Source organism: Sphingomonas sp., from assembly GCF_035758555.1.
GTDB lineage: Bacteria > Pseudomonadota > Alphaproteobacteria > Sphingomonadales > Sphingomonadaceae > Sphingomonas_B.
In genome coordinates, this window is record NZ_DASTXI010000074.1 from 17,177 (window position 1) to 30,373 (window position 13,197).

Here is a 13,197-nt window from a genome sequence, read left to right on the forward strand (position 1 = left end):
CCACCACGGCGCCAGAATATTTTTCCCGTCCGGCGCTTGGGGGGAGGGGGCTTGCCAAGCCTGCGAAGCCCGATCCATGGGACGGACTACAGAGCTTGGAGACTTGCCCACATGTCGCTTGGTCAACAACTGGCCCCGCACCTGCCTTTCCTTCGCCGCTACGCCCGCGCCCTCACCGGCAGCCAGCAGCACGGCGATTCCTATGTTAAGGCGGCGCTGGAGGCGATCGTTCAGGCGCCCGATCAATTCCCGCGCGACGTCGACCCGCGGCTGGGTCTCTACAAGACGTTTCAGGCGATCTGGGGCTCCGTCAACGTCGCCAACGACGACGAGCCGGACACCGGCCCCGAGGGCAGCGACAACGAATCGATCGCGCGTGCGCGGCTCGCCCGCATCACGCCGCTGCCGCGCCAGGCACTGCTGCTGACCGCGATGGAAGGCTTCACGCCCGAAGACACCGGCTATCTGATCGACGCGGATGCGGACGAGGTCGACCGGCTGGTCAGCGAGGCGCTGTCCGAAATCGAGGAGCAGACCCGCGCCGAGGTGCTGATCATCGAGGACGAGCCGATCATCGCGATGGATCTGGAAACGATCGTCCGCGATCTCGGGCATGACGTGACCGGCGTCGCCGTCACCCGCGACGAAGCGGTGGCGCAGGCCAAAGCCCACCGCCCGGGTCTTGTGCTCGCCGACATCCAGCTGGCCGACGACAGCTCGGGCATCGACGCGGTCAAGGACATCCTGTCCGAATTCACGGTGCCGGTCATCTTCATCACCGCCTTCCCGGAGCGGCTGCTGACCGGCGAACGGCCGGAGCCGACCTTCCTGATCACGAAGCCGTTCCAGCGTTCCACGGTGAAGGCGGCGATCGCGCAGGCGCTTTTCTTCGACCGGGCGACCGTTCCGGCGTAAATGTCGGAACTTGCCACGGTTGGCCGCGTTATCGTGGGGTCCATCCGTGGCAGGGGCGAAATGAAAATGGCGGAAGAAGAAGTCCATCGTACGGCAACGGAAGCCCGCGCGGCCTCGAAGCCGGGCGTGACCCGGTACGTGCTGGCGATCGGGCTCGCGCTTGTGATTCTCGCCTACATCGTCATCCTGCTCGTCTGACGCGCGCCTCCCGGCGCGCCTGTCTACGATCCTCGCATCCCAAGGTTTTGAATGGCCGAAGCCCACGCCCGTCGTATCGAACATCATGACGAGCCGGACGCCGTCCCGCACGCGGCGCTGTCGGACGACGAATTCCGCGAGCAATTGGGATTGGTGATCCCGCACCTGCGCGCGTTCGGACGGTCCCTGTCGGGCAATCGCGATACGGCCGACGATCTGGTCCAGGAAACGCTGTTGAAGGCATGGGCGGCGCGCAAGCGCTTCCAGGCCGGCACCAACATGCGCGCCTGGACCTTCATCATCCTGCGCAACCTGTATCTCTCCCAGATGCGCCGCGCGCGCTTCAAGGGGGAGTGGGACGATCTGGCTGCCGACCGGCTGCTCGCCGCGCCCGCCAGCCAGGACCGCCATGTCGAGCTTGCCGACATGCAGCGCGCGCTGATGCACCTGCCGCAGCCGCAGCGCGAGGCGCTGATCCTGGTCGGCGCCGGCGGCTTCGCCTATGAGGAAGCGGCGGAAATCTGCGGCGTCGCGGTCGGCACGATCAAGAGCCGTGTCGCGCGCGGCCGCGTTGCGCTGGAGTCGCTGCTGACCGAGGGCGCACTGCCGTCGCGCCGCGAAAGCCCCGGCCATGGCCATGGCGGCGCGCTCGAGACAATCATGGATCAGGTCGACGATCTCAGCCGCGACGTGGAGATCGTCGCGGGCGAACGGGACGAAGGGGAAGAGAACGCCTAGACCGCGATGCGGTCGAGCCGGTCGAGGCAGGCGCGCATGTCCGCAGGCAGATCGAAGCCGTCGCGGAACGCAACCTGTAGCGCGCGGCCCACGCCTTCAGCCGGCGACGGCCTGGAAACGGCGATGAACCGGCCTCCCGACATGGTGCGCTCTTTGTGTCCACGATTGAACATATCGGGTCCAACGCGCCACCCTGAATAAGGGTTTCCTCGGTGTTGCAGCCGGAACAAAGCCCGGTCAAAGACTGTGGCATGGATGTAACAACCTCCGCGCGGTTGTCGGAATCTCTCGGACGGGCGGCGCGGCATGCGCCGTTCCTCCGGGCGCAGATCGAGCGCCATGCCGATCTCGCTGAGTTGCTGGCCGCAGGGAAGCTCGCGGAAGCGCTCGCTTGCTGCGGCATCGGCGAGGCGGAGATTTCGATCGGCCGGCGGCTGCGGCTGGAGCGGGCGCGCACGGCCCTGGTGCTCGGCATCGGCGACCTGGCCGGTGCGCTGCCGCTCGAGAGGGTCGTCGAAGGGCTGAGCGAGCTCGCCGACCGTAGCCTCGACGCCGCGATCGCCGCCGCGATCGACGAACGCACGCCCGGCGAACCGTCGCGCGGCTTTGCCGTGATCGCGCTCGGCAAGCATGGCGGGCGGGAGCTCAATTATTCGTCCGATATCGACCCGATCTTCCTCTACGATCCGGCGACATTGCCCCATCGCGGACGCGAGGAACCGGCGGAAGCGGCGGTGCGGATCGGCCGCCGCGTGATCGAATTGCTGCAGGCACGCGATGCCGATGGCTATGCGTTCCGGGTCGATCTGCGCCTCAGGCCGTCGCCCGAGGTGACGCCGATCGCGCTGCCGATCGACGCGCTGATCTCCTATTATGAATCCAGCGCCGTTGCGTGGGAACGCGCGGCGTTCGTCCGCGCGCGCGCCGCCGCCGGCGATCTCGCGCTGGGCCAGAGCTTTCTCGACGCGATCCGGCCGTTCGTGTGGCGGCGTTCGCTCGACTTCGGCGCGGTCAAGGAAATGCGGGCGATGTCGCACCGCATCCGCGCGCAGCACGGGCGCGAGGCGTTCGGTCCCGGCTATGATCTGAAACGCGGGCGCGGCGGCATTCGCGAAGTCGAGTTCTTCGCGCAGATCCACCAGTTGATCCATGGCGGGCGCGACCGGAACCTCCGCTCGCCGACGACGATCCCGGCGTTGCAGTCGCTCGCAGCAGCCGACATCATCGGCAGCAGCGAGGCCGAGAAATTGGCGAATGCTTATCGACTGTTCCGCACGATCGAGCATCGGCTGCAGATGGTCGACGACCGCCAGACGCACGAGCTGCCGCGCGAGGCGAAGGCGCTCGACAATGTCGCGCAATTGCACGGTTTGGAAACGGGCGCGGCGCTGCTCGACCTGCTGCGCCCGCAGGTGGAGACGGTCGGCCGCATCTATGACGCATTGGAGGATGGCGAGGCGAAAGGGCTGCCGGTCGGCGCTGCGCTGGCGCCCGCGCTGGCCGACGCCGGCTTCGACGCGCCCGATGCGGCGCGCACGGTGATCGAGCGCTGGCGTGGCGGCGGCGTTCGTGCGGTTCAGAGCCCGGCGGCGCGCGAGGCGCTGGAGGACGTGCTGCCCGGCCTGATCTAGGCGCTCGGCCGCGCGCCCGATCCGCAGGCGGCGCTGCACCGGATGGACGACATTGTCGGCCGGCTGCCGAGCGCGATCAATTTCTTCCGTCTGCTCGCCGCCCGCCCGCCGCTGCTGCGGCTGCTCGCCGATCTGCTGAGCCATGCGCCGACGCTCGCTGCGACGCTCGGTCGCCGGCCCGAACTGCTCGACGGGCTGATCGACGCGACCGCGTTCGATCCCGCGCCTGCGGTTCCGGAGCTTGTCCGCGCGTTCGCAGCCGCAGAGGGCGGTGACTATGAACGGCTGCTCGATCATGTCCGGCGTTCGGTCGGCGAGCGGCGCTTCGCCCTGGGCGTGCAGCTGATCGAAGGCACCAGCGATCCGCTCGACGTCGCCGCAGGCTATGCGCGTGTCGCCGAGGCCGCGCTCGACACGCTCGCGGCTGCGACGATCGATGACTACGCCCGGCAGCACGGCCGCGTGCCGGGCAGCGAGCTCGTGATCCTCGCGCTGGGCCGGCTCGGCGGCGTAGCGCTGACCCATGCGTCGGACCTGGACCTCATCTATCTGTTCACCGGCACGCTCGATGCGGCGTCGGACGGACCCAAGCCGCTGGAGGCGACGCGCTATTACAATCGCCTCGCCCAGCGCGTGACTGCGGCGCTGTCGGTGCCGACCGCGGCCGGGGCGTTGTACGAGGTCGACACGAGGCTGCGGCCGTCCGGCTCCAAGGGGCTGCTTGCGGTCACGATCGAATCCTTCGCAGACTATCAGCGCGAGAGCGCCTGGACCTGGGAGCATATGGCGCTGACGCGCGCGCGGCCGGTGTTCGGCTCGGATGCGGCGTGGGCGCGGGTGCAGGCGGTGATCGACGAGGTGCTGAACCGCCCGCGCGACGTCCGCCAGCTGCTGAAGGACGTTGTGTCGATGCGCACCGATATGGCACGGCACAAGCCGCCCGCCGGTCCGCTCGACGCCAAGCTGATCGAAGGCGGGCTCGTCGATCTCGAATTCTGCGTGCACGCGGTGCAGCTGGAGCATCGCACCGGCTTCGATCCGCGGCTGGGGCCGGCGATCGCAGCGTTGATCGGGCAGGGGCTGCTGCCGGCCGCGTTTGCGCCCGCGCACGACGTGCTGGCGCGGATGCTCGTCACGCTGCGGCTGGTCGCGCCCGATGCGGCAGCGCCGGACGGGCCGGCGCGCGCGCTGGTCGCCCGCGCCTGCGGTTTCGGGGACTGGGACGCGCTGCTTGAAGGCTATGGGGCCGCGCGGCAGAGCGTGCGCGAAATCTGGGCGCGGATCGTCGCGCGAAGCGAGGAGAGTTGACCATGGTCGGGGAACAGGCGCCGCAGGTGGCGTTCGAAGGGCCGGACGGGACCGAGACGACGCTGGCGGCTTGGCGCGGCAAGCCGCTGGTGCTCTATTTCTATCCGAAGGACGACACGTCCGGCTGCACGCGCGAGGCGCAGGACTTCACGGCGCTGGCCGACGATTTCGCCGCCGCCGGCGTCGCGCTGCTCGGCGTCTCCAAGGATACGGCGGAGAAGCACAAGAGCTTCACCGAGAAATATGGCCTCAAGGTCCCGCTCGGCACCGACGCCGACGGCAAGCTCCTCGAAGCGTTCGGCGCCTGGGTCGAAAAAAGCATGTACGGCCGCAAATATATGGGGATCGAGCGATCGACCTTCCTGATCGACAAGGACGGGAAGATCGCGCGCGAATGGCGCAAGGTGAAAGTGCCGGGCCATGCGGAAGACGTGCTGAAGGCAGCGCGGGCATTGTTGTAGTTTCGTCATTGCGAGCGCAGCGAAGCAATCCAGCCTGGCGTCGACGGCCGCTGGATTGCTTCGTCGCTCCGCTCCTCGCAATGACGGACCCAATGTTCGACATCTCCCAGGCCGCCCGCACCGTCCTCACCACGGCGGAGCCTTACGCCAAAATACGTGCCGCCCGCACGGCCGCGCGCGACTGGCGGCTGGGCCGGCTCGACCATGCCTTCTCCGTCGCCATGCCCGATCGCCCTGCGCGTCCGGCCGCGCCCGAGTTGCTGCCGCCGAACCGGATGCCGAAGCGTGGGCGCGCGGGTTCCGCGGCCTCGCGAATCGCGATGATCCATGCACTCGCCCATATCGAGTTCGTCGCGATCGATCTGGCGTTCGACATGCTCGGCCGGTTCGGCGCGCATTTCCCGCGCGCGTTCGCGGACGACTGGATGAGGGTCGGCGCCGAGGAAGCGATGCATTTCGCATTGCTCGACCGGCGGCTGCGCGCGCTCGGCAGCTTTTACGGCGCGCTCCCCGCGCATGACGGACTATGGCAGGCGGCGGAGGAGACCGCGCACGATCCGCTCGCCCGGCTGGCGGTGGTGCCGATGGTGCTGGAGGCGCGCGGGCTCGATATCACGCCGGCGACAATCGAGCGATTCGAAGCGGTTGGCGATTTGACGACGGCGCGCATCCTCACCCGAATCCTGGCCGACGAGGAGCGTCATGTCTGTGCCGGCACGCGATGGTTCGGTCATGGCTGTGAATCGGCGGGGCTCGACCCGATTCCGGCCTGGCAGCAGTTGGTCGCGCGCCATTTTCGGGGGTCGCTGAAGCCTCCGTTCAACGACTCGGCGCGCGAGCGGGCCGGTCTGGCCCGCGCTTTCTATATGGTAGGTTGTCATTAACCAGCTGATTGCAGACAAGTCCGGCAAGCCGAGCGGGGGGCTCCGCACGGCAAGGAATCACAAGGTCCGGCGCAAGGGTGATCGCCTGGACCGAGAGGTCGCCGGAAGGACGAGTCTTGTTCTCAACGCAAGCAAACGCGGTGCGCGCAAACGGGTTCCGCCGCATTTTCAATGTGAAAACGATTGCGCGCTCGGTTTTCGCCGTCGCGGTCGCGACCACGTCGGTCGCCGCGTCCGCCGATAGCGGCGATGCGCAGTACAAGGCGCTGTTCCAGTCCTGGAAGAGCATGGACCAGGTCGGCCAGACCCTGCCGGCGGACGAAGGCAGCATGTCGGTGCCGTCGCTGAAGCCGGTCGCGAATCTCAACTTCAGCAGCTTCTACGGCGTCCGTTCGGACCCGTTCCGCGGCACCGCGGCGATGCACGCCGGCGTCGACATTCCCGGCCCGACCGGCACCAAGATCTACGCGACCGCCGACGGCATCGTCGAGCGCGCGGGCTGGACCGGCGGCTATGGCAATCTGGTCGAGCTGGAGCATGGCCGCGGCCTCGAAACCCGCTACGGCCACCTGTCGAAGATCCTGGTGCAGCCGGGCCAGCGCGTGAAGCGCGGCGACGTGATCGCGCTGATGGGCTCGACCGGCCGTTCGACCGGCAGCCATCTTCACTATGAAGTCCGGATGGACGGCCGCGCCGTGAACCCGATTCCGTATCTCGATTCGGCCGAAATGGCGGTCGCGATGAAGCAGCGCGTAAACGCGATGACCGCTCCGCTCGCCCAGGGTGGCCCCGAAGGCGACACCGCCGGCACCAATTGATTTTCGAGCCAAGGGAGAGGAGAGCCGCCGGCCACGTTGCCGGCGGCTCTTTTCGTTCCTAAATCCAGGGGGTGAGCGACCCGATCCAGCTGACCTCTTCTGCCGCCCAGCGCGTTGCGGCAATCGCCGCGCGCCAAGGCAAGCCGGCGATCCTGCGCCTGTCCGTCGAAGGCGGCGGCTGCTCCGGCTTCCAGTATCGCTTCGGCCTCGCCGATGCAGTCGAAAGCGACGACCTGACCGTCGAGCGCGACGGTGTGACGCTGGTCGTCGACAGCGTCAGCCTCGATCTCGTCCGCGGCTCCGCCGTCGACTATGTCGAAAATCTCGGCGGCGCCGCATTCAAGGTCGAAAACCCGAACGCCGCGTCCGGCTGCGGCTGCGGATCGAGCTTTTCGGTCTGATCCCGTCCGGCTAGGTGGGGTGGATGCGCATCGCCACCTACAACGTGAACGGCATCAAGGCCCGGCTTCCCCGCCTGATCGAATATCTGGAGGAGCAGAAGCCGGACGTGGTCTGCCTGCAGGAGCTCAAATCCTCCGACGAGACCTTTCCCGAGGCCGAAGTGCGCGCGGCGGGCTATGGCGCGGCGTGGCACGGGCAGAAGGGCTTCAACGGTGTCGCGGTCCTCGCCAAAGGCGCCGATCCGGTCGAGCGGATGCGCGGCCTGCCCGGCGACCCGGACGACACGCACAGCCGCTATCTCGAGGCCGAAGTGGACGGCGTGGTCGTCGCGTCGATCTATCTGCCCAACGGCAATCCGCAGCCGGGGCCCAAATTCGACTATAAATTGCTCTGGATGGAGCGGCTCTGCGCCCATGCGGCGGAGCTGCTGGCAGAGGAGCGCCCGGTGGTGTTGGCCGGCGATTATAATGTGATCCCGACCGACGCCGACACTTTCTCCGTCTCGGCAATGGCCCAGGATGCGCTGATGCAGCCGGAAAGCCGCCAGGCCTTCCGCCGGCTGCTCTACCAGGGCTGGACCGACGCCTTGAAGACGCGCCACCCGGTCACGCCGCTCTGGACCTTCTGGGACTATCAGGCCGGCTGCTGGCAGCGCGACGCGGGCTTTCGCATCGACCATCTGCTGCTGAGCCCGCAGGCTGCCGACCGGCTGGCCGATGCCGGCGTCGACAAGAGCTATCGCGGCCGCGAAAAGGCGAGCGACCACGCCCCGACCTGGGCGCTCCTTCGGGACTAGTCGCTTTGTTAACCAAAACACGGTAAACGCGGCCGAAACTTTTGGGGCGTGCGGATTGAAACGGAGCACAAAGCTGCTCGTGCGAGGTCTGGCCGGAGCGGCAATGCTGTTCGGGCTGGCCGGCCTTGCGGTGATGACGCCGGGCTTGGCCGCGGGCGAAGGCGGGCCGCTGATCATCCCGCTCGATCCGCCGCCGCCGCCGCCCCCGATGCCGGGCGTCGCCGGACCCGCCGGGGCGCCGCTGGTGGTGATCGATGCCGGTCATGGCGGCTATGATCTCGGCGCCAAGGCCGCGACCGGCGAGCTGGAGAAAGACCTGACGCTCGCGGTCGCGCGCTCGGTGCGCGACGCGCTGGCGCGGCACGGCCGTGTCCGGGTTGCGCTCACGCGCAGCGACGACCGTTTCCTCGCATTGCGCGAACGCTATGAAATGGCGCGGGAGCTGGGCGCATCGCTGTTCCTGTCGATCCACGCCGATTCCGCGGGCGCCGACGAACAGGCGCATGGTGCGACGCTCTACACCCTGTCCGAAGTCGCCACGGACGCCGAGGCTGCCGCGCTCGCCAACCGTGAGAACAAGGCCGACATCGTCCGCGGCGTCAATCTGAGCGGCCGGAGCGAGGCCGTCACATCGATCCTGATCGATCTCGCCCAGCGCGAATCGCTCGAGGACGCCGCCGGCTTCACCAACCTGCTCTATCGCGAGGCGCGGCCGGTGCTGCCGTTCCGGCGCGATTATCATCGCAAGGCGGCGTTCGTGGTGCTGAAGGCGCCGGACGTGCCGTCGGTGCTGCTGGAAACCGGCTACATTACCAACGATGCCGATTTGAACCTGCTCGCCTCCGACGACAGCCGCGCCCGGGTCGGCGCGGCGGTGGCAGGCGCGATCGAGATTCACTTCGCAAAGCGCTTCGCCAGCCGGTGATATCCGGTTCCAAAGCTGCCGAAACTTGCTAGAGCCGGGAGCGGATGGAACAGTCTGAGACGGCAGGCTCGCGCTTTACCCTGAAGCGGGCGGGTGATTATCGGCAAAAGCTGGGCGAGCTGTGGACGCGGCGCTGGTTCCGCTGGGCCGCCTACGCCGCCGGCCTGCTGCTGATCGGCTATGCGCTGATCTGGGTGCTGTTCGCCCGCGATCTGCCCTCGGTCGACAAGCTGCGCACCTACCAGCCGCCGCTGCCGACCAATGTACGCGCGATCGACGGCACGCCGATCCATTCCTATGCCCGCGAACGCCGCGTCCAGCTTTCCTATCCGGAATTCCCGCAGCAGCTGGTCCATGCCTATATCTCCGCCGAAGACCGGACCTTTTTCAGCCATGGCGGCGTCGACTATCCGGGCATCGTCTCGGCGATCATCACCAATCTGACGCACAGCGGCCGTCCGGTCGGCGCGTCGACGATCACCCAGCAGGTCGCGAAGAACCTGCTGCTGGGCAACGAGCTCAGCTATCGGCGCAAGATCCGTGAGGCGCTGCTCGCCTACCGGATCGAGGATGCGCTGAGCAAGGAGCAGATCCTCGAACTCTATCTGAACCAGATTTTCCTCGGCCGGAACGCCTATGGCGTGCAGGCGGCGGCGCGCGCCTATTTCGACAAGGACGTGGCGCAGCTGACGCTGCCGCAAATGGCCTATCTCGCGATTCTGCCCAAGGGGCCGTCCAACTACGATCCCGAACGCCACACCGAACGCGCGCTCGCCCGGCGCAACTGGGTGCTGGGCGAAATGCTGCGCAACGGCTTCATCAGCAAGGCCGAGCATGATGCGGCGGTCGCCTCGCCGCTCGGTACCGTGCCGCGGCAGGGGACGCGGTTCGAATCCAATGCCGGCTATTTCCTCGAAGAGGTCCGGCGCGAGCTGATCCAGCGCTACGGCGCGACTGCCGAGGATGGGCCGAACAGCCTCTATGCCGGCGGCCTGTGGGTGCGGACGTCGCTCGACCCGCGGCTGCAGCAGCTGGCCGAAACGGCGCTGCGCGACGGTCTGGTCCGCTACGACCGCGGCAAGGGCTGGCACGGCCCGATCAAGAAGCTGTCGATCGAAGGCAATTGGGCGCAGCGCCTCGCCGCAGCCAATCTGGGCGCCGGCTATACCGACTGGCGGGTCGCGATCGTGCTCGAGAAATCCGGCGGCGAAGCGAAGCTTGGCTTCCAGAGCGGCGATACCGGAACGATGCCGGCCTCTGCAGCGAGCATGCCGGTCGCAGGGAAGGGGGGCACCACTTTCGGCGCGCTGAAGCCGGGCGATGTGATCGCTGTCGAGGAAGACAACGGCGTCTGGGAACTGCGCTCGATCCCTGCCGTGTCCGGCGCGATGGTTGTCGAGGACCCGCACACCGGCCGCATCATGGCGATGCAGGGCGGGTGGGACAGCCGCATCCATGCCTTCAACAATGCGACCCAGGCGCTGCGGCAGCCCGGCTCCACGATCAAGCCGTTCGTCTACGCCGCTGCGCTCGACCAGGGCATGACGCCCGCGACGCTGATCGTCGACGGACCGTTCTGCGTCTACCAGTCGGCGCTGCTGGGCCAGAAATGCTTCCGGAACTTCTCCGGCGGCTATGCCGGCCCGCAGACCTTGCGCTGGGCGATCGAGCAATCGCGCAACCTGATGACGGTGCGCACCGCGTCGCAGACCGGCATGGACAATGTCGTGCGCACGATCGCGCGTATGGGCATCGGCAACTACAAGCCGTTCCTGTCGATCGCGCTTGGGGCGGGCGAGACGACGGCGCTGAAGATGACGAACGCCGTGTCGCAGCTGGTGGCCTTGGGCCGCGAGCTGAAGCCGACGCTGATCGACTATGTGCAGGACCGGAACGGCAAGGTCATCTTCCGCACCGACAGCCGCTGCGCGCTGATGCGGACCTGCAATGCGAAGGATTGGGACGGCAAGCCGATGCCGCGTCCGCCCGCGCGCGGCCGCCAGCTGATGGACCCGATGACGGCGTATCAGATCGTCCATATCATGGAAGGCGTGGTGCTGCGCGGCACCGCCCAGACCTTGCGTGAGCTGAACCGGCCGCTGATCGGCAAGACCGGCACCACCAGCGGGCCGACCAACGTCTGGTTCATCGGCGGATCGCCCGACCTGATCGGCGGCATCTATCTGGGCTATGACCAGCCGCGGCCGATGGGCGGCTATGCCCAGGGCGGCACGCTCGCCGCGCCGATCTTCAAGCAGTTCGCGCGCGAGGCGCTGAAGGACATGCCGATCGTCTCGTTCCGGGCGGCGCCGGGCATCCGCATGGTCCGGATCGACCGCCGCTCCGGGCGTAAGGTGTTCGGCACCTTCCCGTCGCTGACCGAGCCGAAGCCGGCCGTGATCTGGGAAGCGTTCAAGCCGGAAAGCGAACCGCGGCGCACGATCAGGCGCGAAGAGATCGCCGCCCGGCCGAAGGAAAAATTGCTTCCGCCCGACGTTCCGGTCCGCCAGGGACCCCGCGACAGCGAGTTCCTTGAGCGCGAAGGCGGGATTTACTAGCTCTGCTGCCGTAAGGCGGCAGAGCGTGTCCCGGCGAAGGCCGGGATCCAGGACAGAGACTTGAACGGCGGGGGCGAGGAAGTGGATTCCGGCCTTCGCCGGAATGACGAAAGAGGTTTCGAATGCGCGCCGAAGCGCAAGCCTATGTCGACCAGATCAACGACGCGCTCGCGCTGCTCAGGCGATTCCTCGACTGGGACCGCGCGCTGCGGCGCCTCGACGAGCTCAATGCGAAGGTCGAGGACCAGTCCCTCTGGAACGATCCGAAGCAGGCGCAGGCAGTGATGCGCGAACGCCGCCGGCTCGACGAGGCGATTACGGCGACGCGCGCGATCGAGCGCGAGCGCGACGACACGGTCGAGCTGATGGAGCTGGCCGAGGCCGAAGGCGACGAGGCGCTGGTCGACGAAGGCGTGGCGAGCCTCGCCGCGCTTGCCGAGCGGGCGGAGCGGGACAAGGTCGCGGCGCTGCTCGCCGGCGAGGCCGACGCCAACGACACCTATGTCGAGGTCAATGCCGGCGCCGGGGGCACCGAAAGCCAGGATTGGGCCGGGATGCTGCAGCGCATGTACACGCGCTGGGCCGAACGTCACGGCATGAAGGTCGAGCTGATCGACTATCATGCCGGCGAGCAGGCTGGCATCAAGTCGGCGACTTTGCTGCTGAAGGGCGAGAACGCCTATGGCTATGCAAAGACAGAAAGCGGCGTGCACCGCCTGGTCCGCATCAGTCCCTATGATTCGAACGCGCGGCGGCACACCAGCTTCGCCAGCGTCTGGGTTTACCCGGTCGTCGACGACGATATCGACATCGAGGTGAACGAAAGCGACCTGCGCATCGATACTTTCCGCGCCTCGGGCGCGGGCGGGCAGCACATCAACACGACTGACTCCGCCGTGCGCATCACCCATTTGCCGACCGGCATCGTCGTCCAGTCGCAAAGCCAGCGGTCGCAGCACAAGAACCGCGCCGAAGCATACAGCCAGCTGCGCGCCAAGCTGTTCGAGCGGGAGCTGCAGCGCCGCGAGGCGGAGGCGAACGCGACCAATGCAACCAAGACCGATATCGGCTGGGGTCACCAGATCCGCTCCTACGTTCTTCAGCCGTATCAGCTGGTGAAAGACCTGCGCACCGGCGTGACCTCGACCGCGCCCGGCGACGTGCTGGACGGCGCGCTCGACCCGTTCATGGCGGCGGCGCTCAGCCAGCGCGTGACGGGCGAAAAGGTCGAGGTCGAGGACGTCGAATGAGGCGCGGCGCCGCCGTCCTTGCGCTGATGCTGCTCGGCGCCTGCGAAGCGCCGGCCGATCACAATGCGGCGGCCGCCGAGGCGCATTCGTCCGAATTCCCGAAAGCGCACCGCCCGGTCGCCGACATCGTCTCGAACCGCTGGTCGGACGAGGAAAGCCGCGACCGGCTGAAGGAAGCCGCGGAAGTGATGGACCGCGCCGGGATCACGCCGGGCATGACCGTTGCCGATATCGGGGCGGGCGAGGGCTATTACACCATCCGCCTTGCTTCGCGCGTGGGACCGCAGGGCCGGGTGCTCGCGGAAGACATCGT

The 13,197-nt window shown here is 67.7% G+C and carries 12 protein-coding genes and 2 pseudogenes; 13 read left to right on the forward strand and 1 reads right to left on the reverse strand.

The genetic code is table 11. The features are described 5' to 3' along the window. Positions 1 to 111: 111 nt before the first annotated feature. Genes VFT73_RS04695 through VFT73_RS04705 form a run of 3 tightly spaced genes read left to right on the forward strand, consistent with a single transcriptional unit; the run spans position 112 to position 1,851 of the window. Entirely contained in the window at positions 112 to 915 is an 804-nt protein-coding gene (locus tag VFT73_RS04695; RefSeq protein WP_326409007.1) for a response regulator, read from the forward strand. Positions 916 to 975: 60 nt separating this feature from the next. Beyond that, positions 976 to 1,113 (forward strand): hypothetical protein, encoded by a 138-nt coding sequence (locus tag VFT73_RS04700; protein WP_326409008.1) that lies wholly within the window; start codon positions 976 to 978, stop codon positions 1,111 to 1,113. 51 nt (positions 1,114 to 1,164) lie between these two features. Beyond that, positions 1,165 to 1,851, forward strand: coding sequence for a sigma-70 family RNA polymerase sigma factor (locus VFT73_RS04705; protein ID WP_326409009.1), 687 nt, complete (start codon positions 1,165 to 1,167; stop codon positions 1,849 to 1,851). Here VFT73_RS04705 and VFT73_RS04710 read toward each other — a convergent pair. Beyond that, positions 1,848 to 1,994: a hypothetical protein gene (locus VFT73_RS04710; RefSeq protein WP_326409010.1), complete on the reverse strand. Its 147-nt coding sequence runs from the start codon at positions 1,992 to 1,994 to the stop codon at positions 1,848 to 1,850. The genes VFT73_RS04705 and VFT73_RS04710 overlap by 4 nt on opposite strands. 108 nt (positions 1,995 to 2,102) lie before the next feature. On the opposite strand from VFT73_RS04710, the pseudogene VFT73_RS04715 reads away from it, so the two are divergent. The 10 genes and pseudogenes from VFT73_RS04715 to VFT73_RS04760 all read left to right on the forward strand — a co-directional run. After that, positions 2,103 to 4,790, forward strand: a pseudogene (locus VFT73_RS04715) (bifunctional [glutamine synthetase] adenylyltransferase/[glutamine synthetase]-adenylyl-L-tyrosine phosphorylase). Further along, on the forward strand, positions 4,787 to 5,251 hold the full coding sequence (locus VFT73_RS04720; protein ID WP_326409011.1) for a peroxiredoxin: 465 nt from the start codon (positions 4,787 to 4,789) through the stop codon (positions 5,249 to 5,251). The pseudogene VFT73_RS04715 and the gene VFT73_RS04720 overlap by 4 nt, the downstream one beginning before the upstream one ends. Before the next feature lie 92 nt (positions 5,252 to 5,343). Beyond that, positions 5,344 to 6,135, forward strand: coding sequence for a ferritin-like domain-containing protein (locus VFT73_RS04725; protein WP_414712788.1), 792 nt, complete (start codon positions 5,344 to 5,346; stop codon positions 6,133 to 6,135). A 173-nt stretch (positions 6,136 to 6,308) separates the two neighbouring features. Next, the gene (locus VFT73_RS04730; RefSeq protein ID WP_326409013.1) at positions 6,309 to 6,953 is read left to right on the forward strand and encodes a M23 family metallopeptidase; all 645 of its coding nucleotides are present in this window, start codon (positions 6,309 to 6,311) and stop codon (positions 6,951 to 6,953) included. A 71-nt stretch (positions 6,954 to 7,024) separates the two neighbouring features. Further along, positions 7,025 to 7,354 (forward strand): iron-sulfur cluster insertion protein ErpA, encoded by a 330-nt coding sequence (gene erpA / locus VFT73_RS04735; RefSeq protein WP_326409014.1) that lies wholly within the window; start codon positions 7,025 to 7,027, stop codon positions 7,352 to 7,354. 23 nt (positions 7,355 to 7,377) lie between these two features. Beyond that, positions 7,378 to 8,151 carry an exodeoxyribonuclease III gene (xth, locus tag VFT73_RS04740; RefSeq protein WP_326409015.1) on the forward strand — a complete coding sequence of 258 codons (774 nt, stop codon included), beginning with the start codon at positions 7,378 to 7,380 and terminating at the stop codon, positions 8,149 to 8,151. 55 nt (positions 8,152 to 8,206) lie between these two features. Then, the gene (locus VFT73_RS04745; RefSeq protein ID WP_326409016.1) at positions 8,207 to 9,076 is read left to right on the forward strand and encodes an N-acetylmuramoyl-L-alanine amidase; all 870 of its coding nucleotides are present in this window, start codon (positions 8,207 to 8,209) and stop codon (positions 9,074 to 9,076) included. Positions 9,077 to 9,120: 44 nt separating this feature from the next. Then, a complete protein-coding gene (locus VFT73_RS04750; protein WP_326409017.1) occupies positions 9,121 to 11,634 on the forward strand; it encodes a PBP1A family penicillin-binding protein in 2,514 nt (837 codons plus the stop codon). A 122-nt stretch (positions 11,635 to 11,756) separates the two neighbouring features. Then, complete coding sequence (gene prfB / locus VFT73_RS04755) at positions 11,757 to 12,884, forward strand: peptide chain release factor 2 (RefSeq protein WP_326409018.1); 1,128 nt, start codon at positions 11,757 to 11,759, stop codon at positions 12,882 to 12,884. Continuing rightward, a pseudogene (locus VFT73_RS04760) lies at positions 12,881 to 13,197 on the forward strand (SAM-dependent methyltransferase); the annotation flags it as partial. The gene prfB and the pseudogene VFT73_RS04760, both read left to right, overlap by 4 nt.